The 23156-nt window shown below is 65.4% G+C and carries 21 protein-coding genes; 12 read left to right on the forward strand and 9 right to left on the reverse strand.

The features are described 5' to 3' along the window. Positions 1–45: 45 nt before the first annotated feature. The 8 genes from J8G26_RS19580 to J8G26_RS15045 all read left to right on the forward strand — a co-directional run bounded on the left by J8G26_RS19580 (position 46) and on the right by J8G26_RS15045 (position 7287). Complete coding sequence (locus J8G26_RS19580) at positions 46–555, forward strand: DUF1010 domain-containing protein (RefSeq protein WP_282598176.1); 510 nt, start codon at positions 46–48, stop codon at positions 553–555. After that, positions 521–823, forward strand: a complete 303-nt coding sequence (locus J8G26_RS15015; protein WP_349238328.1) for a DUF1010 domain-containing protein — start codon at positions 521–523, stop codon at positions 821–823. Before J8G26_RS19580 ends, J8G26_RS15015 begins: the two co-directional genes overlap by 35 nt. Continuing rightward, the gene (locus tag J8G26_RS15020) at positions 726–1127 is read left to right on the forward strand and encodes an FKBP-type peptidyl-prolyl cis-trans isomerase (RefSeq protein WP_210569911.1); all 402 of its coding nucleotides are present in this window, start codon (positions 726–728) and stop codon (positions 1125–1127) included. The genes J8G26_RS15015 and J8G26_RS15020 overlap by 98 nt, the downstream gene beginning before the upstream one ends. A gap of 108 nt (positions 1128–1235) precedes the next feature. Further along, complete coding sequence (locus J8G26_RS15025; protein ID WP_210569913.1) at positions 1236–3419, forward strand: PAS domain-containing sensor histidine kinase; 2184 nt, start codon at positions 1236–1238, stop codon at positions 3417–3419. Beyond that, on the forward strand, positions 3406–4068 hold the full coding sequence (locus J8G26_RS15030; protein ID WP_210569916.1) for an RluA family pseudouridine synthase: 663 nt from the start codon (positions 3406–3408) through the stop codon (positions 4066–4068). Before J8G26_RS15025 ends, J8G26_RS15030 begins: the two co-directional genes overlap by 14 nt. A 127-nt stretch (positions 4069–4195) precedes the next feature. Then, a complete protein-coding gene (locus J8G26_RS15035; RefSeq protein ID WP_210569923.1) occupies positions 4196–4957 on the forward strand; it encodes an SDR family NAD(P)-dependent oxidoreductase in 762 nt (253 codons plus the stop codon). A gap of 93 nt (positions 4958–5050) precedes the next feature. Beyond that, a complete protein-coding gene (bktB, locus tag J8G26_RS15040; RefSeq protein ID WP_086927401.1) occupies positions 5051–6235 on the forward strand; it encodes a beta-ketothiolase BktB in 1185 nt (394 codons plus the stop codon). A gap of 65 nt (positions 6236–6300) precedes the next feature. After that, positions 6301–7287 (forward strand): tripartite tricarboxylate transporter substrate binding protein, encoded by a 987-nt coding sequence (locus J8G26_RS15045; protein ID WP_087746090.1) that lies wholly within the window; start codon positions 6301–6303, stop codon positions 7285–7287. Positions 7288–7361: 74 nt separating this feature from the next. Here the strand turns inward: J8G26_RS15045 and J8G26_RS15050 are convergent, their stop codons facing one another. The 3 genes from J8G26_RS15050 to J8G26_RS15060 form a co-directional block, all read right to left on the reverse strand. Then, positions 7362–7799, reverse strand: a complete 438-nt coding sequence (locus tag J8G26_RS15050) for a universal stress protein (protein ID WP_087746092.1) — start codon at positions 7797–7799, stop codon at positions 7362–7364. A gap of 120 nt (positions 7800–7919) precedes the next feature. Next, positions 7920–8708, reverse strand: a complete 789-nt coding sequence (locus J8G26_RS15055) for a 2OG-Fe dioxygenase family protein (RefSeq protein ID WP_087746093.1) — start codon at positions 8706–8708, stop codon at positions 7920–7922. A gap of 71 nt (positions 8709–8779) precedes the next feature. After that, the gene (locus J8G26_RS15060; RefSeq protein ID WP_210569925.1) at positions 8780–9256 is read right to left on the reverse strand and encodes a hypothetical protein; all 477 of its coding nucleotides are present in this window, start codon (positions 9254–9256) and stop codon (positions 8780–8782) included. 259 nt (positions 9257–9515) lie between these two features. On the opposite strand from J8G26_RS15060, the gene J8G26_RS15065 reads away from it, so the two are divergent. Then, a complete protein-coding gene (locus J8G26_RS15065) occupies positions 9516–9890 on the forward strand; it encodes a PilZ domain-containing protein (protein ID WP_210569927.1) in 375 nt (124 codons plus the stop codon). Positions 9891–9966: 76 nt separating this feature from the next. Here the strand turns inward: J8G26_RS15065 and J8G26_RS15070 are convergent, their stop codons facing one another. Continuing rightward, a complete protein-coding gene (locus J8G26_RS15070; protein WP_210569929.1) occupies positions 9967–11664 on the reverse strand; it encodes a long-chain fatty acid--CoA ligase in 1698 nt (565 codons plus the stop codon). A gap of 563 nt (positions 11665–12227) precedes the next feature. Next, positions 12228–16256 carry an ATP-dependent RNA helicase HrpA gene (gene hrpA, locus J8G26_RS15075; protein WP_210569931.1) on the reverse strand — a complete coding sequence of 1343 codons (4029 nt, stop codon included), beginning with the start codon at positions 16254–16256 and terminating at the stop codon, positions 12228–12230. Between the two features lie 81 nt (positions 16257–16337). Here hrpA and argA point away from each other — a divergent pair, with 81 nt between their 5' ends. From argA to J8G26_RS15090, 3 genes are all read left to right on the forward strand, one after another. After that, positions 16338–17684: an amino-acid N-acetyltransferase gene (argA, locus tag J8G26_RS15080; protein ID WP_210569933.1), complete on the forward strand. Its 1347-nt coding sequence runs from the start codon at positions 16338–16340 to the stop codon at positions 17682–17684. Positions 17685–17761: 77 nt separating this feature from the next. Further along, positions 17762–18766: a rhodanese-related sulfurtransferase gene (locus tag J8G26_RS15085; protein WP_210569935.1), complete on the forward strand. Its 1005-nt coding sequence runs from the start codon at positions 17762–17764 to the stop codon at positions 18764–18766. Between the two features lie 53 nt (positions 18767–18819). Further along, entirely contained in the window at positions 18820–19446 is a 627-nt protein-coding gene (locus tag J8G26_RS15090; RefSeq protein ID WP_246881426.1) for a glutathione S-transferase, read from the forward strand. Positions 19447–19528: 82 nt separating this feature from the next. On the opposite strand, the gene J8G26_RS15095 is transcribed toward J8G26_RS15090, so the two are convergent. From J8G26_RS15095 to cysT, 4 genes are all read right to left on the reverse strand, one after another. Beyond that, on the reverse strand, positions 19529–20053 hold the full coding sequence (locus tag J8G26_RS15095) for a disulfide bond formation protein B (protein ID WP_210569938.1): 525 nt from the start codon (positions 20051–20053) through the stop codon (positions 19529–19531). 146 nt (positions 20054–20199) lie between these two features. Next, entirely contained in the window at positions 20200–21324 is a 1125-nt protein-coding gene (locus tag J8G26_RS15100; protein ID WP_210569939.1) for a sulfate ABC transporter ATP-binding protein, read from the reverse strand. Between the two features lie 11 nt (positions 21325–21335). Further along, positions 21336–22250 (reverse strand): sulfate ABC transporter permease subunit CysW, encoded by a 915-nt coding sequence (gene cysW, locus J8G26_RS15105; RefSeq protein ID WP_087746114.1) that lies wholly within the window; start codon positions 22248–22250, stop codon positions 21336–21338. Continuing rightward, entirely contained in the window at positions 22247–23098 is an 852-nt protein-coding gene (gene cysT, locus J8G26_RS15110; protein ID WP_210569940.1) for a sulfate ABC transporter permease subunit CysT, read from the reverse strand. Before cysT ends, cysW begins: the two co-directional genes overlap by 4 nt. Positions 23099–23156: the final 58 nt, after the last annotated feature.

A 23156-nucleotide genomic window follows, 5' to 3' on the forward strand; every position in this document is an offset into this window, starting at 1 on the left:
TACGGCCAGCCGCTTACTTTGGCCGTTAGTCCCATCACCCGTTTCATGCGCGCACCCACCTGTTCCAGCGCTCCGCCCTGTTCCAAAGGCTTTCTAGCCTTTTGGGCCTCCAGCGCTTGTGCAGCAAGCGCCACCAGCTATCATTCTTGCAGCGCTGCGCCGCTTTCGTGGCCCAGCGCTTTTTCGTGGGCTGCGCACGTCTTCAAGGCTGGGCGCACACTGTTGGCCTTCGGGTCTAACCTTGCGGTCAAGCGGACCCGCATTCTGCGGGCCGCTTACCTTGNTCGTGGCCCAGCGCTTTTTCGTGGGCTGCGCACGTCTTCAAGGCTGGGCGCACACTGTTGGCCTTCGGGTCTAACCTTGCGGTCAAGCGGACCCGCATTCTGCGGGCCGCTTACCTTGGCCGTTAGTCCCCCGAAAAAATCCGCATTATTCAGGCCCATGATTATCAAAACGGCATTTCTCACCTCTCAGGCGCGGCTCAGCACTGGGGTCGCCGTTTCTCCGGGCTTCGCCTGGTGTGCTGCGCAGGTTTGCGGTCTTTTTGGCCTCTAGCGCTTTTGCAGCAAGCGCTAGCAGCTATCATTTTGCAAGTATCGCGCCGCTTCAGCAGCACCGGTTGCCCAACCCTGCAGGCGCGCATCGCCCCAACCCGCATCGCCCTGCATCCCCGCCCCCACCCCCAAGGCCCTACCATCGGCCTTTGTTTTTTTGGAGCTTTCTTCATGCGCGTTCTTTTCGCCCTGCTCACTTCGCTGTTCATTGCCCCCGCCGCCTTGGCGCAAGCCAAGCCGGTCACCACCGCCAGCGGCCTGGTGTTTGAATCGATCAAGGAAGGCACGGGCGAGTCTCCCAAGGCCACCGATACCGTCAAGGTCCATTACAAAGGCACCTTGCTCGATGGCAAGGAGTTCGACAGCTCTTATAAGCGCGGCGAGCCCACCGAGTTTCCGCTGAACCGCGTGATTCCCTGCTGGACTGAAGGCGTGCAGCGCATGAAACCGGGCGGCAAGGCCCGGCTGACCTGCCCACCATCCATCGCCTACGGCCAGCGCGGTGCCGGTGGTGTGATTCCGCCCAACGCCACACTGAATTTCGAGGTGGAGCTGGTGTCCGTGCGCCGGTAAACCCGTTCTGAAGCCGCTGCAGCGGAGCGTGCGCGCGGACGTACACTCCCTGCAACAGGCAAAGGCCTTGCTGCGCAGGGGCGCGGCATTGCCCGGCGCCCACCGCCCATGAGCCTTCCCGACCTGTCCTTTCTGCACCAAGCCCAGGCGTCCCGCGACCAGGGGCAAGAAGCGCCCGGGCCCTCCTCGCCGCCCCCTGAGCCCGAGCGCCGCTCGCCCCTGCGCCCCGAGGGGCCCCTCGCAGAGCTGATCTCCGAGCTGCGCAGCTACCAGGCCGAGCTGGAAGCACAGAACAAGGTTTTGCAATACAGCCAGACCGCCGCCGAAAGCGCTTCGGAGCGCTTCGAGGCCCTGTTTTCCAGCGTGCCGCTGGCCCTGATGGTGCTGGACGAATACGACGTGGTGGTGCAGGCCAACTCGATGGCGCACCGCTCCTTTCAGCCCACCGAGCAGGACCGCCCGCTGACGGCGCTGATGCCTTTTGTGAGCGAGGGCGACAGCCAGCGCGTACACGATGCTTTCAGCGCGGCGCGCACGCAGGGCCACAGCGAAGTGACCGAAGTGGTCTTCCTGATCGGCGACACAGCCCGCATCACCGGCGACCTGCACATCGCCTGCATCGAGATGGCGCAGGATGGCGCGGCGCCGCTGCTCCAGTTTCTGTGCGCCGTGATCGACCAGGGCCCGCTGCTGGCCGAGCGCCAGGCCCTGCAGCAGGGCAACGAGCAACTGCACGCCAGCGAAAGGCGGCTGGAGGCCATCATCAATTCGGCGCTGGATGCCATCGTCTGCGTGGACCAGCACCAGCGCATCACGGTGTTCAACCCCACGGCGGCCGCGCTTTTCCAGTGCAGCGCCAGCGACGCACTGGACAGCCCGCTGCAACGCTTTTTGCCCGACGCGGCGCAGGCGCTGGCGTTCGCGCAGCTCACCACGCAGGCGCAGCTGGGCGAAATGACGGCGCTCACCGCCGGCGGCAAGGAGCTGGCGGTGGAAGTGAGCGTGTCATTCGAGCGCCATGCCGAGGGCGAGACCACCACCGTCTTCGCCCGCGACCTGACCGGCCGCAAGAAGGCCGAGGCGCACAGAAACGAGCTCGAAGCGCAGCTGCGCGAATCGCAAAAAATGCAGGCGGTGGGCACCATGGCGGGCGGCATTGCCCACGATTTCAACAACATCCTGGGCGCCATTCTGGGCAACGTCGAACTGGCCAAGGCCGACTGCCCAGCGGATTCCCCCGTGCTGGAGAGCCTGCACGAGATCGACAAAGCCGGGCGGCGCGCCCGCGATCTGGTGCGCCAGATCCTCACCTTCAGCCGCAACGAACCGCCCCAGCGCACCCCCGTGAACCTGGCCGAAGTGGTGCACGACACCGAGCGACTGCTGCGCGTCACCCTGCCGCCCGGCATTGATCTGCACATGCACCTGCCATCGGGCCTGCCGGCCCTGCTGGCCGATGCCACCCAGGTCGAGCAGGCCCTGCTGAACCTGTGCACCAACGCCATCCATGCCATTGGCACCGAGCGCGGTAGCATCCATGTCGAGGCCGCCCGCATGCGGCCCGACCAGCGCCAGTGCGAGCGCCTGGGCCTGGCGCCCAGGGACTATGTGGCGCTGTCGGTGCGCGACACCGGCCCGGGCATGGATGCTGCCCTGCAGGCGCGCATTTTTGAACCCTTCTTCACCACCAAGCCCGTGGGCCAGGGCACGGGCCTGGGCCTGGCGGTGGTACATGGCGTGATGCGCACCCACGAGGGCGCGGTGGATGTGCACAGCGCACCGGGCCATGGCAGCCGGTTCACGCTGTATTTCCCCGCAGCTTCGGATGCGGCAACCGCCACCCCTTTAACCGCCCCGCCTTCCATCACCCCTCCTGCCGTGCCCACGCCCGCCGCGCACCCGCAGGCACAGCGCAGCCACCATGTCATGTATGTCGATGACGACCAGGCACTGGTGTTTCTGGTGCAGCGCCTGCTGCGCCGCCGGGGCTACCAGGTCAGCGGATTCACCGACCCGCACGAGGCCACGGCCGCCCTGCGTGCCGACCCGCTGCGCTATGACCTGGTGGTGACCGACTACAACATGCCCGGCTTTTGCGGCGTGGACCTGGTGCGCGAGGCCCGCCGCATCCGCCCCGACCTGCCCGTGGCGCTGGCATCGGGCTACGTCACGGCAGAAATCGAGCAGGCCGCCATGGCCGAGGGTGCCAGCGCCCTCATCCACAAACCCAACGACGTGGAAGAACTGTGCGCCACAGTGCAGCGGCTCGTGAGCGGCAATGAACCCGCCTGAAGTTGCGGACACCGGCGTGCAGGCGGCCCATGTCGATGCCGACCTGCTCGTGCTGCACAAGCCGCCGGGGCTGCTGTGCGTGCCCGGCCGGGGCCCCGACAAGCAGGATTGCCTGAGCGCCCGCGCCCAGCAGCGCTGGCCGGGTGCGCTGGTCGTGCACCGACTCGACCAGGCCACATCGGGCCTGGTGCTGATGGCCCGCCATCCGGACGCACAGCGGCGCCTGGGCCACGCATTTGCCGAGCGCCAGGTACACAAGCGCTACCAGGCCGTGGTGCAGGGGCAGCTTGGCGGTGACGACAGCGCCTGGCACGACATCAACCTACCGATTGCGGCCGACTGGGCACGCCGCCCGCTGCGCGTGATTGACCACGCCCTGGGCAAGCCCAGCCTGACACGCTGGCGCGCGCTGGCGCATGACGCAGCCGCCCAAACCACGCGGATCGAGCTGGAGCCCGTGACAGGCCGCACCCACCAGCTGCGCGTGCACCTGGCGGCCATCGGCCACGCCATATTGGGCGACATGCTCTATGCCGACGCCATCACGCAGGCACAGGCCCCGCGCCTGATGCTGCATGCCAGCCACCTGGCTTTCACGCACCCGGTGACGGGGGAAGCGCTTGCGCTGGAATGGGCCGCCGATTTTTAGCCAAATCGGCCTGTAGTGCTTTCCTGCATTGCGCAACCAGCTATAAATTTGATAGTTGACGGGCTTTTCAGCAGCCCCAGCCAGCTGGCGACAGCGGGCCGTAGGCTTACCGCGCTAACATGGCGGAATGCCTTTGAACCACCTCACCCTCCTCACCGGCGCGTCGCGCGGCATGGGGCTGGCCATGGCGCACCAGCTGCTGCGCCCAGGCCACACGCTGGTCTGCATCTCGCGCCACCGCAACGCCGTCCTTGCCCAGGCGGCCAGCCAGGCCGGTGCCACGCTGGAGCAATGGGAGCAAGACCTGTCCCAAGGCGCGCAGGCCGCGCGCACGCTGCGCCACTGGCTCACGGCCCAGGGCCCCGCTGCCTTTGCCAGCGCCACGCTGATCAACAACGCCGGCGTCATCCCGCGCATCGCGCCGCTGTCGGCCAGCGAGCCGGCCGACCTGGCCAACGCGCTGCGCGTGGGGCTGGAGGCGCCCATGCAGATCACCGCCGCCTTCCTGGGCGCCACCGAGGGCTGGGCCGTGCCGCGCAAGGTGCTCAACATTTCATCGGGCCTGGGCCGCCGCGCCATGGCCTCGCAGGCTGCGTATTGCGCCGCCAAGGCCGGCATGGACCATTTCACGCGCTGCGTGGCACTGGACGAAGCCATCAAGCCGCAGGGCGCCAAGGTATGCTCGCTGGCGCCCGGTGTGATCGACACCGACATGCAGGTCCAGTTGCGCGGCGCCGACCCGGCCGCCTTCCCGGACCGCCAGAATTTCGCCAACCTCAAGACGGGTGGCCAGCTCACATCGCCTGCCGACGCCGCTACCCGCGTGCTGGCCTGGCTGGAGCGTGCAGACTTCGGCACCAATCCGGTGGCCGATGTCAGGGATGCATGAAGCCCAGATACTCCTATTTTTATAGCTACTAGCGCTTGCTGAATAAGCGCTAGCGGCCAATTTGGCATCAAATCCATCTGAAAGGATCTCCCCATGACCCGTGAAGTCGTCGTTGTCAGCGCAGTGCGCACCGCCATTGGCACCTTTGGCGGCAGCCTGAAAGATGTGCCGCCCACTGAACTGGGCGCGCTCGTGGTGCGCGAATCCCTTGCCCGTGCCAACGTGGAAGGCAAGGATGTGGGCCATGTGGTGTTCGGCCATGTGGTGAACACCGAGCCCAAGGACATGTACCTGTCGCGCGTGGCCGCCATCAACGGCGGTTGCGGCGAAGGCACGCCTGCATTCAACGTCAACCGCCTGTGCGGCTCGGGCCTGCAGGCCATCGTCAACGCCAGCCAGTCCATCCTGCTGGGCGACACCGACGTGGCGATCGGCGGCGGCGCCGAAAACATGAGCCGCGTGCCCTTTGCCAGCCTGAACATGCGCTGGGGCGCCCGCATGGGCGACACCAAGATGGTGGACATGATGATCGGCGCACTGCACGACCCCTTCCACAACATCCACATGGGTGTGACGGCCGAGAACATCGCCGCCAAGTGGGGCATCAGCCGCGAAGACCAGGACAAGCTGGCGGTCGAAAGCCATAACCGCGCCGAGCGCGCCACGCAAAACGGTGTGTTCAAGGACCAGATCGTGCCCGTCACCTTGAAGAGCAAGAAGGGCGACGTGCAGTACGCCACCGACGAGCACTTCCGCCCCGGCGCCACGATGGAAGACCTGGCCAAGCTCAAGCCCGCCTTCCTCAAGGAAAACGGCACCGTCACCGCCGGCAACGCCTCGGGCATCAACGACGCCGCCGCCGCCGTGGTGCTGATGGAAGCCGGTGCCGCCAAGGCCCGCGGCGCCAAGCCCCTGGCCCGCCTGGTGGCCTACGCGCACGCGGGTGTGGACCCGAAATACATGGGCATCGGCCCCGTGCCGGCAACGCAGCTGGCGCTCAAAAAAGCCGGCCTCACGGTGAACGACCTTGATGTGATCGAGGCCAACGAGGCCTTTGCCGCCCAGGCCTGCGCCGTCACGCGCGACCTGGGGCTGGACCCGGCCAAGGTCAACCCCAACGGCTCGGGGATTTCGCTGGGCCACCCGATTGGCGCCACGGGGGCGCTCATCACCGTGAAGGCCATCCATGAGCTGCAGCGCATCCAGGGCCGCTACGCACTGGTGACCATGTGCATTGGCGGCGGCCAGGGTATTGCCGCCATTTTTGAGCGCATCTGACCCTTGCCCACCGCGGGCGGCCCAGGGCCGCCCCGGCTGCTTTTATCTGACGGAGACTTTTTTTGATGATTCGCACGCTGCTTTCCTTCACCGCCCTCGCCCTCGCCCTGGGAGCCACCACGGCCCATGCCCAGGCGCCCGCACCGGCGGCCGCCTACCCCAACAAGCCCATCCGCCTGATCGTGCCCTTCCCGCCCGGTGGCGGCACCGACATCCTCTCGCGCCTGGTGGCCACCAAGCTCACCGAAAGCACCAAATGGACCGTGGTGGCCGACAACAAGGCGGGTGCCGGCGGCACCATCGGCATCGGCGAGGCGGTAAAGGCCGCGCCCACGGGCTACGACCTCGTGATGGGCCAGAAGGACAACCTGGTGATCGGCCCCTGGCTCTACAAGAACCTGCCCTGGGACCCCACCAAGGACCTGACCGCCGTGGCCCATGTGGCCTGGACGCCGGTGATCATTGCCACCAGCGCCAACAGCAAGTTCAAGACCCTGGCCGATGTGGTGGCCGCTGCCAAGGCTGCGCCCGGCACCATCACCTATGGCTCGCCCGGCAACGGCACGTCCATCCACCTGGCGGGCGACCTGTTTGAAAAAGCCGCAGGCATCAAGCTGAGCCACATTCCCTACAAGGGCTCGAACCCCGCGCTGATCGACGCGCTGGCGGGCAATGTGGACCTGCTGGTGTCGTCACTGCCCTCGGCCATGGGCCAGATCAAATCGGGCAAGCTGCGCCCGCTGGCGGTCACCTCGGCCAAGCGCAGCTCCTCGCTGCCCGATGTGCCCACCGTGGCCGAATCGGGGTTCAAGGGCTTTGACGTGAGCACCTGGTATGGCGTTTTCGCCCCCGCCGGCACGCCCGCCAGCGTGGTCAGCACCCTCAACGCTGAAATCAACAAGCTGCTGGCCATGGCCGACATGAAAGCCGCCATCCAGTCCCAGGGCGCCGAGCCCGAAGCCATGTCGGCGGCGCAGTTCGGCACCCTGCTCAAGACCGACTACACCAAATGGAAGGGCATCGTGGAAGCCTCAGGCGCAAAGATTGAGTAGCCCCCCTGAGAGGCTGAGAATCTTTTGCGCATGCCCGCTCATCACGCCAAAACGCACCCGGTGGCCTGACAAGCTCAGTCTCTTACGACCAGCACCGGGATATGCACCACGCCCAGCACCCGCTGGGTGACGCTGCCCAGCATCAGTTTTTCCAGGCCCCGGCGGCCATGCGAGCCCATCACGATGAGGTCGGCGCCCGTGCTTTGCTGTGCGCGCAGGATACCGTCGTGCACCGCGTGGCCTTCGCCCACCACCGTAGTGACTTGGATGCCGGCCTCGGCCATGGCTTTCTTGGTGGCATCGAGAGCGCTGTTGGCCTCTGCCGTGGCAGCGCTCAAGTATTGCGCCTGGCCATAGGCGAAATCAGCCCCCACGCCCGTGAAGGGATACGGATCGATCACATACAGCGCCGTCACGGCGCTGCCAAAGGTCTTGGCCAGGGCCGCAGCCTTGGACACCGCGAGCATGGAAGTGTTGGAGCCGTCCACAGGAACCAGAATGTGTTTGAACATGGTGCTTCTCCTCAAGTTGATGGGGCCAGGCGATGGCCTGGAAACAGGGCTCCAGTGTGGCGGCCCACCACACTGTGCGTCTTGATTCGCATCAAATCAAGGTGTCGTGGCGCCATGGCGTTATGGCAACGCGGCCTGCGTTCGGGGCTGGGCCACCACATCCGCGCCCTGAAAGCTCCCGCGTCGGCAGGTCACCACCAGCGTGTCGCGGTAACCGCCTGGCAGCGCGGGCTGGATGGGCGTGGTCTCGTGGATCATGCGAGCGTCGTCCAGCAGCATCAGCGACCAGGGCGCGCTCAGGGTAAAACGCTGGCCCGCCGGGCCCGTGGCTTCAAACACGCGCGTTTCGCCGCCCTTCACCCCGTCGCGGGCCACCAGAAAAACCGCCACCAGGTCCACACCGTCGCGGTGCGCGCCCTCGGGCGTGGGGCGGCCAATGCCATCGGTGGTGTCGATGCGAAACTGGTGCGCCTCCACAAACCAGCGCACGGGCGCATCGGGGCCGGCAAACACCGCGTCGGACAAGGCCGCCAGCGCCGCCAGCAGCTGCGTCCACACGGGCTGCGCCACCGTTTCGGGCGCCATGGGAGCAAACCAGCGCTCCATGCCGCCATGCAGCGCGTTGTATTCCAGCGGCTGCCAGTGCGCCCGGTGCGGCACCTGCACCACGTCACCGTGCACCACTTCAAAGCAGGCATGGCGACGACGGCGGTAGCGGCCACCGTCTTTCAGGAAATCGTCGGGGGGCAACGCGGCCCAGTCGGCGGCCAGCGCCTGCAGGTCTGCCAAAGAGCAACCAGACCACGCAGCCACATCGGGCGGCGACAGCACGGCGTAGCCGGTGTTGCGCAACTGCTCGGCCACCCCATCGGGACGGGTGAAAGGAGGAGAAAAAGTGACTTCAGCCATTCCTCAGAGCTTAACCGCCGATGCGGCGAGGCCGGGCCCGCAGGCCCCGGCGCTCACGGGTGACGGGCAGATCAGTCGCGCTGCCCGTGGCCCTTGCCACGGCCTTCACCCCGCCCGTCGTGGCGGTCGCCCCGGTCATGCTTGCCGGCGCCACGATGACCATCGTCCCAGCGACGGTCATCCCTACGGTCGTTGCCAGGACGGCCACCGTAATACTGGCCACGAACCGGCTCTCTCACAAAGTACACCGGCTGGCCACAGGCGTTGTAGCGGGCGCAATGCTTGCCCCAGTTCTTGGCATGGCCTGGCGGCACATACAGGTAAATCGGGGAGCGCGGCACCATCACGGCAGGCCGCTGGATGATCATGGGCTCGGCATAAATCAGGGGCGGCGGCGCATTGCCAATGTCGATACGCCCATACACGCCGGGCGCCAGCTGCCCGCCCACGGTGGAGTTGAAATAGGTTTGGGCCTGGGCGCCCGCAGCGGCAACCAGCAGCAACGCCGTGGCAGCCCCGGACATCAGGTGACGAAAAGTGAGATTCATGGTAGATCCTGGTGGATTAAAAGACAGCCCAGTTGTAACAAGATCGGCGGTGCTGATCGTCAGATGCTGCGCAAAAGATGTAAGCAAATGGTGAACAACAACGCAATGATACTGATGAAAAATGGCTGCTGCGCTTTATCTACAAGCGCCTACAGCTATGTTTTTGGTAGCATTCAACAGATTGCACATCCTGCAACGATGGGCTTGCGGCATGGGCTGCAGTAGCATGGGGCCATCCCCGCCAGGCCAGGAGACCGCGATGCCCTATGAACGCCGCCACTTCATCCGCGTCAGTTTTGATGCACCGGCCCTGCTCGCAACCGCCACCGATACGTTCAGCGTGCATGTGCTGGACCTTTCGCTCAAGGGCGCACTCATTACCGTCCCCGCCCACGTACAGCTTCGCACCGGAATGCGGTGCCAACTGACACTGGCACTCGCCGAAACCGGCAACCACATTGCCATGTCCACCGAAGTGGCCCATGTGGAGGGCTTGCACACGGGGCTGCTGTGCCGGGGCATTGAACTGGACAGCGTGACCCACCTGCGCCGGCTGATCGAGCTGCAACTGGGCGACCCCGCACTGCTCGAGCGCGATCTGGCCGAGCTGATGCACGCGGCACCGGCGCACTGAAGTGCAAGCCAGGGCGGCGTGCAGTTGAACGCTGCACCGGCTGAAAACCAACGATCAGCCCTTGAGATCGGCTGCTTCAGGGAGTTGTTTCTGGCGCCTCTTTTTCTTGCAGCAGGCGCCACATCACCTTGCCACTGCCGCTTTTGGGTAACGCGTTCACCAGCTGCACCATGCGCGGCGCCTTGTACACCGCCATGTTCTCGCGGCACCAGTCGATGATCTGCTGCTCGGTGGTGTCCTGGTGCGTGGGGCGCAGCACCACCACGGCCTTCACGGTCTCGCCCCGGTAGCTGTCCTTGGCGGCGATGATGCAGGCCTCCTGAACAGCGGGGTGGCGGAACATTAGAGCCTCCACCTCGGCCGGCCACACCTTGAAGCCGCTGGCATTGATCATGCGCTTGAGCCGGTCGGTCAAAAAGAAGTAGCCGTCCTCATCCATGCGGCCCAGATCCCCCGAGCGGAAGAAGCGCTTGCCCTCGAACTCGATGAAGGCCGCAGCCGTGGCATCGGGCCGCTTCCAGTAGCCCTCGAACACCTCGGGGCCGTGGATGATGATCTCGCCCTGCTCGCCCACGGGCATTTCCTGCAGGGTTTCGGGGTCGATCACGCGGGCATCCGTGCCCATGAAGGGAATGCCCAGGCACTGCTGCTTGGGGTTGTCGGGCGGGTTGGTGTGCGACGGCGCCGCCGTTTCGGTCAGGCCATACCCTTCGGTATAGCGCAGGCCGTATTGCTCCAGCAGGCGCTGGGCCACGGCCTGGGGCATGGCCGCGCCGCCACCGCCGATATAGACCAGACTGGAGAGGTCGTACTGCGCAAAATTCGGGCTCGCCAGCAGGTCGATGACCATGGTGGGAATGTTGGTCCAGTTGGTCACCTGGTAACGGGAGATCAGGCGCCCGGCCAGCTCGCGGTCCCACCGGGGCATGATGACCAGCGTGGCACCGCAGTAGATGGCCGTATGCATCATGCTCACCATGCCGGTGATGTGGAACATGGGCACCACCGCCAGCGTCACGTTGTCGGCCGCCCCATTGCCCCACAAGGCCCCCGCCACCGCGTTGTGCATGATGCTTTTGTGCAGGTGCATGCAGCCCTTGGGCAGCCCCGTGGTGCCGCTGGTGTAGGGCAACACGGCCAGGTCGTTCAGGCCCACCACCAGCGCGGGCGGTGCGGCGGTGCAGGCCTGCGCATCGGCCCACGCATGGGGCTGGCCGCCTTCGAGCACAGGCAGGGGATGGACGGTGCACAGCCACTCGCGCCAGGTTTCGGGTAGTGCGTCGGGGCCGGTAACGCCCACATCAAAGGCGTCGCTGAATTGCGTCACCACCAGGTGCGCCAGGCGCTCTGCGGGTGCCAACGCGTTGCTGGCCTTGGCTAGTTCAGGCGCCAGGTCGCCGGTGGTGATTGCCACCTTGGTGTCGGGATCGGTGATGTAGTGCTTGAGCTCTTCGGCCCGGTTCATCGGGTTGACCGGCACCACCACCGCGTTGGCCCGCAGGATGGCGAAATGCGCCATCACCAGTTGCGGGCAGTTCTGCATGCACAGCACCACGCGGTCGCCGCGCTGCACGCCCAGCTGAGCCAGCCGCGCTGCCAGGCGTTCGGCGCCATCGGCCAGCGCACGGTAGCTCAGCGCTCGGCCAAAGAACACCAGCGCCGCCTTGTCGGGATAGCGGCGCGCGCTGATGGCCAGGTTGTCCCACAACGAGGTGGCGGGCAAGGTAATGGAATGGGGCAGCCGGCGGGGCCAGAACTTGTAGTGGGGGCGCATGGATGTGCAGATCTCCTTTTGACCTCAAGCCTAGGGGCCATGCATTGGTCGGGCAATGGGGATGGCCCGCGCGAGCGTCACCAAAGTGACCGTTGCATCGCGGCTCTCACCGCCCCCGCCAATGGGCACCGCTGCAAGTCTTGCGCAAAGCGAGCGATGCCACCAACACAGCCAACGAGCCAGCAACACCGCCGCGCCTGCCTTGGCGCAGGTTCACTTTTTGTGACGAACAAGGGTTTTTTGGTAAACAAAGGGTCACATTAGCGGCATAAACTGTATATACCGTTTTCAACCAAGGCGTGCCGCATGAAATCACTGCACTGGATCGTTGTGTCCTTGAGTCGCATTCTGAATCAGCTGCCTGTCAGCTCACGCCAGTCAACAGGCTGCAGTGCGTATCGCAAAAATGAGCACCGGCTGGGCCTACTGGCTGCTTCGTCCATTTCGTATTCCAACTGGCCCAAAGCAGCAAAACACGACTGAAAGCGGCTGAAAACGGCCGACCGACCCACCGGCCGCTTCCCATAAGGTGCACTTCGGCAAGGGCTAAGCCAGCCCAAGCATCAGCTCTGAATCTGCGCCCACAGCTTGTCCAGCCGCTTCACGCTCACCGGCTGCGGCGTGCGCAGCTCTTGCGCGAAGAAGCTGACGCGCAGTTCCTCCAGCAGCCAGCGCAGCTCTTGCATGCGCGCATCCACCGCGCCTTTGCGCTCGGCCACCAGGCGCCAGTAGCGTTGCTCTTGCGGGCGCAACTCGGCCAGCTTGGCGGCGTCGCGGGCGGGGTCGGCGCGGTATTTGTCCAGCCGCAGCGTGATAGCCTTGAGGTAGCGGGCGTAGTGAGCCAGCTGCGCCCACGGCGCCACGGCGATGAAGTTCTTGGGCACCAGGCGTTGCAGTTGCTGCTGCGCATCCTGCGTGGCCTCGGGGGCGTTCTTGGTGTCCTTGATCTTGCGGGCGGCGGCGGCGTATTCGACCAGGATGGTGGCCGCCAGGCGCGCGACCTCGTTCGCAATCAGCGTGAGGCGGCCACGGCCCTCTTCCACGCGGCGCTTGAAGGCGAACTCGTCGGTGGGCAGCGGGTCGAGCAAAAAGGCGCGGTCCAGGGCCACGTCGATGATCTGGGTGCGCAGTTCCTCTTGCGTGCCCAGCGGCATGAACGCCACCGCCATTTTCTGCAGGTCGGGGATGTTCTTTTCGAGGTACTTGAGCGCGTCCTTGATCTGCAGCGCAAACAGGCGGCGCAGGCCGGCGCGGTGCTTGGTGGCAGCGACTTCGGGCTCGTCAAACACTTCGATGGTGACAGCGTCGCCGCCGTCAATCAGCGCCGGGAAGCCCACCAGCGTCTGCCCAGCCTTCTTGATCTCCATAAGCTCGGGCAGCTCACCAAACGTCCAGGTGGTGTAGCGTTGCCCAGCGGGGGCCGCCGGTGCAGAAGCTGGCGCAGGCGCTTTGTCTGCTACATTTTTAGTAGCTGCTTGCGCTTTACCATCAAGCGCTGGAGCCGTTTTTTTCTCCAAACCACCGCCCTGCCCGCCCAGCTTGAGGCCCGCCAGCGCCTGGAACGCGCCGCGTGCCTTGGCGCCCCATTCGGCCTTGAGCGCGCCCAGGTTGCGGCCGTGGCCCAGTTGGCGGCCGTGCTCGTCCACCACACGAAAGTTCATGAACAGGTGCGGGCTGAGCATGTCGAGCTTGAAGTCGGCGCGCTTCACATCGAGCGAGGTCTCATCGCGCACCTGCTTGAGCAGCACATCGGTCAGGCTGCCGGTGCCAAAACGCTCGGGTGCGCCGAGCAGAGCAGCCAGCCGTGTGGCCGATTCGGGCAGCGGCACAAAGCGGCTGCGCGGGCGCTGGTGCAGGCTTTTGAGCAGCGCCTGGATCTTGTCCTTGAGCATGCCGGGCACCAGCCATTCGCAGCGCTCGTCGCTCACCTGGTTGAGCACGAACAGCGGAATGGTCACGGTGATGCCGTCGCGCGCGTCGCCGGGTTCGTGCAGGTAGCTGGCGGCGCAGTCCACGCCACCCAGGCGCACGGTTTTGGGAAACGCGTTGGTGGTGATGCCCGCAGCCTCGTGGCGCATCAGCTCTTCGCGGGTGAGCCGGAGCAGGTCGGGGTTCTTGCGGCTCTCTTCGCGGTACCACGCCTCAAAGCTGTGGCCGCTGCACACCTCGGGCGGCAACTGCTGGTCGTAAAAGGCGTAGATCAGCTCGTCATCCACCAGCACGTCTTGCCTGCGGGACTTGTGTTCCAGCTCTTCGACCTTGGCAATGAGCTTCTGGTTGGCGGCCAGAAACGGCAGTTTGGTCTCCCAGTTGCCGCCCACCAGCGCTTCGCGGATGAAGACCTCGCGCGCGGCGTGCGGGTCTACCTTGCCAAAGTTCACGCGGCGGTTGTTGTAAACCACGATGCCGTAGAGCGTGGCACGCTCCAGCGCCACCACCTCGGCAGATTTTTTCTCCCAATGCGGGTCCAGCAGCTGCTTCTTTAAAAGATGCCCGCCCATCTGCTCCAGCCATTGCGGCTCGATGGCGGCGATGCCCCGGCCAAACAGGCGCGTGGTCTCTACCAGTTCCGACGCGATGATCCACCGGCCGGGCTTCTTGTTCAGGTGCGCGCCGGGGTGCTTGTAGAACTTGATGCCGCGCGCGCCCAGGTACCAGTCTTCCTCGTCACTCTTGCAACCCACGTTGCCCAGCAGGCCAGCCAGCATGGACAGGTGCAGCTGCTCGTAGCTGGCGGGCTGGGTGTTGATGTTCCACTTGTGCTCGGTCACCACCGTGAGCAACTGGGTGTGGATGTCGCGCCACTCGCGCAGGCGGCGGATGCTGATGAAGTTTTGCCGCAGCAACTGCTCGTACTGCCGGTTGCTGAGCTTGTGGGTGGGCGCGGGCATGGACGTGGGCGCGGCGGCCGCTGGCGCGGGTTGCACGGCAGCCACCGTGCGCTGGGCCACGGGCAAAAAGGCCTGCGATGGCGCCTTGTGGGCGGCCATGGCCTTTTGCGCGCGGGCCGATGGCAGGCTGGGCGCGCCGCCCCGGGCTTCGTTGATCCACTTCCACAGCTTCAGATACCCGCTGAACTCGCTCTTGTCGTCGTCGAACTTGGCGTGCGCCTGGTCGGCCTGCTGCTGCGCCTCCATGGGGCGGTCGCGCACGTCCTGCACGCTCAATGCGCTGGCAATCACCAGCACTTCATCGAGCGCCTTGCGGTCGCGCGCCTCGATGATCATGCGGCCCACGCGGGGGTCGAGCGGCAAGCGCGACAGCTCCGTGCCCATGGGGGTCAGCTCGTTGGCGTCGTCCACCGCGCCCAGCTCGGCCAGCAACTGGTAGCCGTCGGCAATCGCGCGACCCGAGGGCGCCTCGATGAACGGGAACTGCGTGACATCGCCCAGGTGCAGCGACTTCATGCGCAGGATGACGCCTGCCAGCGAGCTGCGCAAAATTTCGGGGTCGGTGAAGCGCGAGCGGCCATTGAAGTCCGCCTCGTCGTACAGGCGGATGCAGATGCCGTTGGCCACGCGGCCGCAACGGCCCGCGCGCTGGTTGGCGGCGGCCTGGCTGATGGGCTCGACCAGCAATTGCTCCACCTTGCTGCGGAAGCTGTAGCGCTTCACGCGCGCTGTACCAGCGTCGATCACGTAGCGGATGCCCGGTACGGTGAGCGAGGTCTCGGCCACGTTGGTGGCCAGCACGATGCGGCGGCCGGTGTGGCCATCAAAGATGCGGTCCTGCTCGGCCTGCGACAGGCGCGCAAACAGCGGCAGCACTTCGGCGTTGCGCATCACGGGCTGGTGCGACAGGTGCTTGCGCAGGTGGTCGGCGGCCTCGCGGATTTCGCGTTCGCCGGGCAGAAAGACCAGGATGTCGCCCGCCGCATTGCCCTGCCACAACTCGTCCACGCCGTCGGCAATGGCCTCGTTCAGGCCGTAGTCGCGGCTTTCTTCAAATGGGCGATAACGTTGCTCTACGGGGAATGTGCGGCCGGACACCATGATGATGGGCGCCGGACCTTTGGCACTCTCGAAATGCTTTGCAAAGCGGTCGGCATCGATGGTGGCCGAGGTCACGACCACCTTGAGGTCCGGCCGGCGCGGCAGGATCTGGCGGATGTAGCCCAGCAGAAAGTCGATGTTGAGACTGCGCTCGTGCGCCTCGTCGATGATGATGGTGTCGTAGGCGCGGAGCAGCGGATCGGTCTGCGTCTCGGCCAGCAGGATGCCATCGGTCATCAGCTTGACGGAGGCATCACGCGAAAGGCGGTCCTGGAAGCGCACTTTGAAACCCACCACGTCGCCGAGCGGGGTCTTCAGCTCTTCGGCAATGCGCTTGGCAACGCTGCTGGCAGCAATGCGGCGCGGCTGGGTGTGGCCGATGAGCTGGCCTTTCTGGCCAACCGGCGCGTTGCACTTGCCTCGGCCCAAAGCGAGCGCAATCTTGGGCAGCTGCGTGGTCTTGCCCGAGCCCGTTTCGCCGCACACGATGATGACTTGGTGCTGGCGCATGGCCTCCATGATCTCATCGCGCCTTGCACAGACGGGCAGGGATTCGGGGAACTCGATATGCAGGGGGGTGGAGGCGGTGGACGCAGTCAAGGCAGCAACTTCATAGACAATCGCGAATTATCCCAGCCCCTGCTGTTTTCCTCACTTTCCCCGACCGCCAACCCGCCGCCCATGTCCGCCGTCTTCAATTTCACTTTCGTCCCCTGGTTCCGCTCAGTGGCGCCCTATATCCACAAATTTCGCAACCAGACCTTTGTGATCGGGCTGACCGGCGAAGGCATCGCGGCCGGCAAGCTGCACAGCATTGCGCAGGATCTGGCGCTGATCCAGGCCATGGGCGTGCGCATCGTGCTGGTGCACGGTTTTCGCCCGCAGGTGAACGAGCAGCTGGCCGCCAAGGGCCACGCCGAGAAATATTCGCACGGCATCCGCATCACCGACTCGGTGGCCCTGGACTGCGCCCAAGAGGCCGCCGGCCAGCTGCGCTACGAGATCGAGGCTGCGTTCAGCCAGGGCCTGCCCAACACCCCCATGGCGGGCGCCACGGTGCGGGTGATCTCGGGCAACTTTTTAACGGCACGGCCCGTGGGCATTGTGGACGGCGTGGACTTTCAGCATTCGGGCGTGGTGCGCAAGGTGGACGTGGCGGGCATCCAGCGCACGCTGGACATGGGCGCGCTGGTGTTGCTGTCGCCGTTTGGTTTCTCGCCCACCGGCGAGGCCTTCAACCTGGCCATGGAAGAAGTGGCCACCAGCGTGGCGATTGAGCTGCGCGCCGACAAGCTGATCTTCCTGACCGAGGTGCCCGGCATCCGCATGCAGCCCGGCGAGCCCGAGAGCGACGACAACCCCATCGACACCGAGCTGCCGCTGGCCGCCGCCCAGGCCCTGCTGGCCCAGCTACCCACCGCGCAGCAACCCACCGACACGGGTTTTTATTTGCAACACTGCGTAAAGGCCTGCAAGGCCGGCGTGGAGCGCAGCCACATCATTCCGTTCGCACTCGACGGATCGTTGCTGCTGGAGGTGTATGTGCACGACGGCATCGGCACCATGGTGATCGACGAAAAGCTCGAAGAGCTGCGCGAGGCCACGATTGACGACGTGGGCGGGATCCTGCAGCTGATCGAGCCGTTCGAAAAAGACGGCACGCTGGTCAAGCGCGACCGCACCGAGATCGAGCGCGACATCGAAAGCTACACCGTCATCGAGCACGACGGCGTGATCTTTGGCTGCGCTGCCCTTTACCCCTACCCCGAGGCCCGCACCGCCGAGATGGCCGCCGTCACGGTGTCGCCGCAAAGCCAGGGCACGGGCGATGGCGAAAAACTGCTCAAACGCATCGAGCAACGCGCCCGCGCCATGGGACTGGACAGCATTTTCGTGCTGACCACGCGCACCATGCACTGGTTCATCAAGCGCGGCTTCGTGGTGGTGGACCCCGACTGGCTGCCCGATGCGCGCAAACGCAAGTACAACTGGGACCGGCGCAGCCAGGTGCTGGTGAAGAAGCTTTGAGAGTACCAACGCGCTGACTGCAGACACAGGCCAGCACATCCGCATCAGCCCTCTTTCACTGCCAAAGCGCCCATTTCGTGCCCTCAGTCACCGCCCGCTTTCTCACTGTTGCCCTGTACCAGTTTGTTGACCTGCCCGACTGCGCCGCACTGCGCGCGCCCTTGCAGGCCCTGTGCGATGCCCACGGCGTGCGCGGCATGCTGCTGCTGGCGCCCGAAGGCATCAACGGCACCATCGCGGGCGAACCGGCTGGCGTACATGCCGTGCTGGCCTGGCTGCGCAGCGACGCCCGCTTTGCCGCCCTGCAGCACAAGGAGGCGACGGCCGAGCGCCAGCCGTTCTACCGCATGCGCGTGCGGCTCAAGCGCGAAATCGTCACCCTGGGCGTGCCGGGCCTGAACCCCGCGCGCAACGCCGGCACCTACGTGAAGCCCGCAGACTGGAACGCACTGATAGACGACCCGAGCGTGGTGGTGGTGGACACGCGCAACGACTACGAGGTGGGCATCGGCACGTTCGAGCGCGCCATCAACCCGCACACAAAGAGCTTTGCGGAGTTTCCGGCCTGGGTCGAACGGGAAAAGCAACCGGGCGGCGTGCTGGCCGGCAAACCGCGCGTGGCGATGTTCTGCACGGGCGGCATCCGCTGTGAAAAGTCCACCGCGTTCCTCAAGTCGCAAGGCTTTGACGAGGTGTATCACCTGGAAGGCGGCATCCTCAAATACCTGGAAACCGTGCCCGAAGAAACCAGCCGCTGGCATGGCGACTGTTTCGTGTTTGACGAGCGCGTGTCGGTGGGCCATGGCCTGGCGCCGGGCCACCACCAGCTGTGCCGCTCCTGCCGCATGCCGCTGGGCGAAGCCGAGCTGCGGTCACCGCATTACGTGGCCGGCGTGCGCTGCACCTATTGCCACGGCACCCGCACGCCCGAGCAGGAACGCGCGCTGGCCGAGCGCGAGCGCCAGATGCAGCTGGCCGCACAGCGCGGGCAGGAACACATCGGCGCACGCCAGCCCGGCACACCAGCGCGCGCGGGAGAGCATGGCGAAGCCGGTGCCATCCAGAAGAAAGACGGTGCGTGAACACCACTGCCGCCCGGCCCGTTCTGTATTCGTTTCGCCGCTGCCCCTATGCCATGCGCGCGCGGCTGGCACTGGCCGCCAGCGGCCAGGCCTGCGAGCTGCGCGAGGTGGTGCTTCGCAACAAGCCCCAGGCCCTGCTGCAGGCATCGCCCAAAGGCACGGTGCCCGTGCTGGTGCTGCCCGATGGCCGCGTGCTGGAGCAAAGCCTGGACATCATGCGCTGGGCCCTGCAGCGCCACGACCCCGGCGCATGGCTGGCCCCCAGCCAGGGCACCGTCGATGACATGCTGGCGCTGGTTACGCAGTGCGATGGCCCCTTCAAGCAGGCGCTGGACCGCTGCAAATACCCCAGCCGCTACCCGGCTGCCGACATCGCCGCCGAACGCGCCCTGGCCTCGGCCTGGCTGCACCTGCTGGAAACGCGCCTGTCAGCCCAGCCCTATCTGTTCGGCACGCACGCGGCGCTGGCCGACATGGCGATTGCTCCGTTCGTGAGGCAGTTCGCGGCTATCGACACGGACTGGTGGATCGCCCAACCCTGGCCCCAGCTGCAAGCCTGGCTGGCGCAGTGGCAGGCCAGCGCCCTGCTGGCGAGCGTGATGCACAAGCTGCCCGCCTGGGTGGATGGCACGGTGGGTGTGGCGTTTCCGTTGGCAGAGGACCCTTCGACGGGCATATAGCGCCACCTTTCACCGCACCCGCTCCCGCACCAACAACAAAGGCGCCCGATGAGCGCCTTTGTGGTGATTAAACCCCAGGAAATCAGGCCATCGACAGACCAGGGCGCTGGCCGCCCCGCAGCCCACGCACCAACAGCACCAGCATCAACAGGCCAAATGCCGTAAAGCAGATGAACGACCAGTTGGCGATCGAGCCACCGAGAAAGGTCCAGTCGATCGCCGTGCAGTCGCCCGAGCCACGGAAAATCATGGGGATGGAACGGCTGATGGGGTAGTTTTCGATCATTCCGTAAAAATCGCGGCCGCAGGTGGCGATTTCGGGCGGATACCACTGCAGCCAGCTCTGGCGGGCCGCCACGAAGGCGCCAAAACCGGCCGCGACCACGGCCAGCACACCCCAGGTCATCCACCAGCCTTTTTGGCCTCTAGCGCTTGCCAGTCCTGCGAAGAGTGCTACAGCAATGAGAGCGTAGCGCTGCACGATGCACATGGGGCAAGGCTCCAGGCCCACCACATGCTGCAAATACATGCCAAAGGCCAGCATCGCCACGCAGGCCACGCTGATCAGCGCCAGCACACGGCGCGGGGCCGCAGTCAACCAGTTCATTTTTTATCCCTCATCCAATAGCCATTGCAAATGGTGCCACCTCCAAAACGGGCGCGGCCATTACCAGTGCACCCGTGGATCTGGCTCCGCCAGTCCACCGGGTGCGTCCCCCTCAGGGGGAAGACGCGTAGCGGCTCAGGGGGGAGTCAAATCCCAGCGGCGTGGTCCAGAAAAACCCGGGCGCGGCGCGGTGTCACCACCAGCGTTTCGCCCTCTTTGAAACCCATCTCCTTGAACTGCTGCGCCGGAATCTGCGCTTCGATCAAGTGGTCCGGGGACGCATTGTCCGCTGGTTTGTGGTCGTCGGATGGAATAAGTTCCAGCCGCGCAATCGGGCCCACCACGATGGCGCGACTCAGCTGCGCGACGATGCCGCGTGGGCGGCCTTCAGCGTCGAGCCCAGCGCCGGGCGCATAGCGCTCCACATCCAGATCGTGCGGGCGCACATAGGCAAAGGCCTTGGCGTTTTGCGCCTGGCTGTGCTCGGGCGAATCGAGCTCGATGCCTTCCATGTGCACCAGGCCTTCATGGGCACGGCCGTGGAACAGGTTCACGTCGCCCAAAAAGCCATACACAAACGGGCTGGCCGGGTTGTCCCACACCTGCTGGGGCGAGCCGCTTTGCTCGATGCGGCCCTGGTTGATCACGACCACGCGGTCAGCCACTTCCAGCGCCTCTTCCTGGTCGTGCGTCACGAAGATGCTGGTCACATGCAGCTCGTCGTGCAGGCGGCGCAGCCAGCGGCGCAACTCTTTGCGCACCTTGGCATCCAGCGCGCCAAAAGGCTCGTCGAGCAGCAGCACCTTGGGCTCCACGGCCAGGGCGCGGGCCAGGGCGATGCGCTGGCGCTGGCCGCCCGAGAGCTGCGAGGGGTAGCGCTCGGCCAGCCAATCGAGCTGCACCAGCTTGAGCAGGTCGGTCACCTTCTGCTTGATCTGGGCTTCGCTGGGGCGCTGGCCGCGCGGCTTCACGCGCAGGCCAAAGGCCACGTTCTCAAACACCGTCATGTGGCGGAACAGCGCGTAGTGCTGGAACACAAAGCCCACGTTGCGCTCGCGCACATGCACGTCGGTGGTGTCTTCGCCGCTGAAATGGATGCTGCCCACATCGGCCGTCTCCAGCCCGGCGATGATGCGCAAGAGCGTGGTCTTGCCGCAGCCCGAGGGGCCGAGCAGCGCGATGAGTTCGCCCGATGCGATGTCGAGGCTCACATCGCGCAGCGCCTGGAAGTCGCCAAACTGCTTGCTGACGTTACGGATTTCAATGCTCATGTTCTTCTCCTTCAGCGCGCTGCGGTTGCGGCAGCTGGCGCGGGCCGCTCTGGCGGCAATTCAGCGGCGGCTTTCAGGGCCTGCTCGTTGCGGTGTTCGGCAATGGTCTTGATGACCAGCGTGACCAGGGCCAACAAGGCCAGCAGCGATGCGGCAGCAAACGCGGCCACCGACTGGTATTCGTTGTAGAGGATTTCGACGTGCAGCGGAATGGTGTTGGTCTGCCCCCGAATGTGGCCCGACACCACCGACACCGCGCCAAACTCGCCCATGGCGCGCGCGTTGCACAAAATTACGCCATACAACAGGCCCCACTTGATGTTGGGCAAGGTCACATACCAGAAGGTTTGCCAGCCGCTGGCACCCAGCACGATGGCGGCCTGCTCCTCGTCGTTGCCCTGGGCCTGCATCAGCGGGATCAGCTCGCGGGCGATGAACGGAAAAGTCACGAACACGGTGGCCAGCACGATGCCCGGCACGGCAAAGATGATCTTGATGTCATGCGCCTGCAGCCAGGGGCCAAACCAGCCCTGCGCGCCGAACATCAGCACATAGACCAGGCCAGCCACCACGGGCGACACCGAGAACGGCAGATCCACCAGCGTGGTCAGAAACGCCTTGCCTCGAAACTCGTACTTGGCGATGCACCAGGCCGCCGCCACGCCGAACACCAGGTTCAGCGGCACAGCGATGACAGCGGTGATCAGCGTGAGCTTGATGGCCGACCAGGCATCGGGCTCGCGCAGACCTTCGAGGTAGGCGCCAAAGCCCTTGCGCAGCGCCTCGGCAAACACGGCGGCCAGCGGCAGCACCAGGAACAGCAGCATGAAGGCCAAGGCGACGGCGATCAGCGTGTAGCGCACCCAGGGCGCTTCGGTGGTGCCCGCTTGCGCACGGCGAATGGTTCGGGAGTTGTTGCCGCTCATGCCGAAGCCCCCGCGTGGCGTCGCTGCCATGCCTGTAGTGCGTTGATGACAAGCAGCAGGATGAACGAGATAACGAGCATCACCACCGCCACGGCCGTGGCGCCTGCATAGTCGTACTGCTCCAGCTTGCCGATGATGATGAGGGGCGTGATTTCAGACACCATGGGCATGTTGCCCGCGATGAAGATCACCGAGCCGTATTCACCCACAGCCCGCGCAAAGGCCATGGCAAAGCCGGTGAGCAAAGCCGGGGTAATGGAGGGCAGGATGACCTTGGTGAAGGTTTGAAAGCGCGTGGCACCCAGGCAGGTGGCGGCTTCTTCCAGCTCTTTTTCAGCGTCCTCCAGCACCGGTTGCACGGTGCGCACCACAAACGGCAGGCCGATGAAGATGAGCGCAATCACGATGCCCGCAGGCTTGAACGCCAGCTGGATGCCCAGGGGCTCCAGAATGCTGCCGATCCAGCCGTTGCCGGCCAGCAGCGCCGTGAGCGAGATGCCCGCGACGGCGGTGGGCAACGCAAATGGCAGGTCCACCAGCGCATCCACCAGCTTCTTGCCCGGAAACTTGTAGCGCACCAGCACCCAGGCAATCAGCAGGCCAAACACCAGGTTGACCAGCGCCGCCAGAAACGAGGCGCCAAAGGTCAGCCGGTACGAGGCCATCACGCGGGGCGCGCTGACGGCCGCCCAGAACTGCTCCCAGGTGAGGGTGAAGGTCTTGAAGATCAGTGCCGACAACGGGATCAGCACGATGATGCTCAGATAAAAGAGCGTGTAGCCCAGCGTGAGGCCAAAGCCGGGCAGCACGCGTTTGGCACGCTTGCGAGTGCCTCCGTTGTCATTCATAAGGGGGTTTGTCTATTGCACACTGCCGATGAAAACTGGCGCGCCCCAAGCGAGGGCC

The organism is Acidovorax sp. JG5 (assembly GCF_017939685.1).
Taxonomy (GTDB): domain Bacteria; phylum Pseudomonadota; class Gammaproteobacteria; order Burkholderiales; family Burkholderiaceae_C; genus Acidovorax.

Excerpts from the sequence above, each read along its gene's own strand:
- J8G26_RS15035 (WP_210569923.1), top strand. The coding sequence starts at position 4,196 with ATGCCTTTGAACCACCTCACCCTCCTCACCGGCGCGTCGCGCGGCATG.
- J8G26_RS15020 (WP_210569911.1), top strand. The coding sequence starts at position 726 with ATGCGCGTTCTTTTCGCCCTGCTCACTTCGCTGTTCATTGCCCCCGCC.
- J8G26_RS15095 (WP_210569938.1), bottom strand. The coding sequence starts at position 20,053 with ATGAACTGGTTGACTGCGGCCCCGCGCCGTGTGCTGGCGCTGATCAGC.
- J8G26_RS15065 (WP_210569927.1), top strand. The coding sequence starts at position 9,516 with ATGCCCTATGAACGCCGCCACTTCATCCGCGTCAGTTTTGATGCACCG.
- J8G26_RS15055 (WP_087746093.1), bottom strand. The coding sequence starts at position 8,708 with ATGGCTGAAGTCACTTTTTCTCCTCCTTTCACCCGTCCCGATGGGGTG.
- cysT (WP_210569940.1), bottom strand. The coding sequence starts at position 23,098 with ATGAATGACAACGGAGGCACTCGCAAGCGTGCCAAACGCGTGCTGCCC.
- J8G26_RS15050 (WP_087746092.1), bottom strand. The coding sequence starts at position 7,799 with ATGTTCAAACACATTCTGGTTCCTGTGGACGGCTCCAACACTTCCATG.
- J8G26_RS15100 (WP_210569939.1), bottom strand. The coding sequence starts at position 21,324 with ATGAGCATTGAAATCCGTAACGTCAGCAAGCAGTTTGGCGACTTCCAG.
- J8G26_RS15045 (WP_087746090.1), top strand. The coding sequence starts at position 6,301 with ATGATTCGCACGCTGCTTTCCTTCACCGCCCTCGCCCTCGCCCTGGGA.
- J8G26_RS15025 (WP_210569913.1), top strand. The coding sequence starts at position 1,236 with ATGAGCCTTCCCGACCTGTCCTTTCTGCACCAAGCCCAGGCGTCCCGC.
- J8G26_RS15030 (WP_210569916.1), top strand. The coding sequence starts at position 3,406 with ATGAACCCGCCTGAAGTTGCGGACACCGGCGTGCAGGCGGCCCATGTC.
- J8G26_RS15070 (WP_210569929.1), bottom strand. The coding sequence starts at position 11,664 with ATGCGCCCCCACTACAAGTTCTGGCCCCGCCGGCTGCCCCATTCCATT.
- argA (WP_210569933.1), top strand. The coding sequence starts at position 16,338 with ATGTCCGCCGTCTTCAATTTCACTTTCGTCCCCTGGTTCCGCTCAGTG.
- bktB (WP_086927401.1), top strand. The coding sequence starts at position 5,051 with ATGACCCGTGAAGTCGTCGTTGTCAGCGCAGTGCGCACCGCCATTGGC.
- J8G26_RS15090 (WP_246881426.1), top strand. The coding sequence starts at position 18,820 with ATGCGCGCGCGGCTGGCACTGGCCGCCAGCGGCCAGGCCTGCGAGCTG.
- cysW (WP_087746114.1), bottom strand. The coding sequence starts at position 22,250 with ATGAGCGGCAACAACTCCCGAACCATTCGCCGTGCGCAAGCGGGCACC.
- J8G26_RS15060 (WP_210569925.1), bottom strand. The coding sequence starts at position 9,256 with ATGAATCTCACTTTTCGTCACCTGATGTCCGGGGCTGCCACGGCGTTG.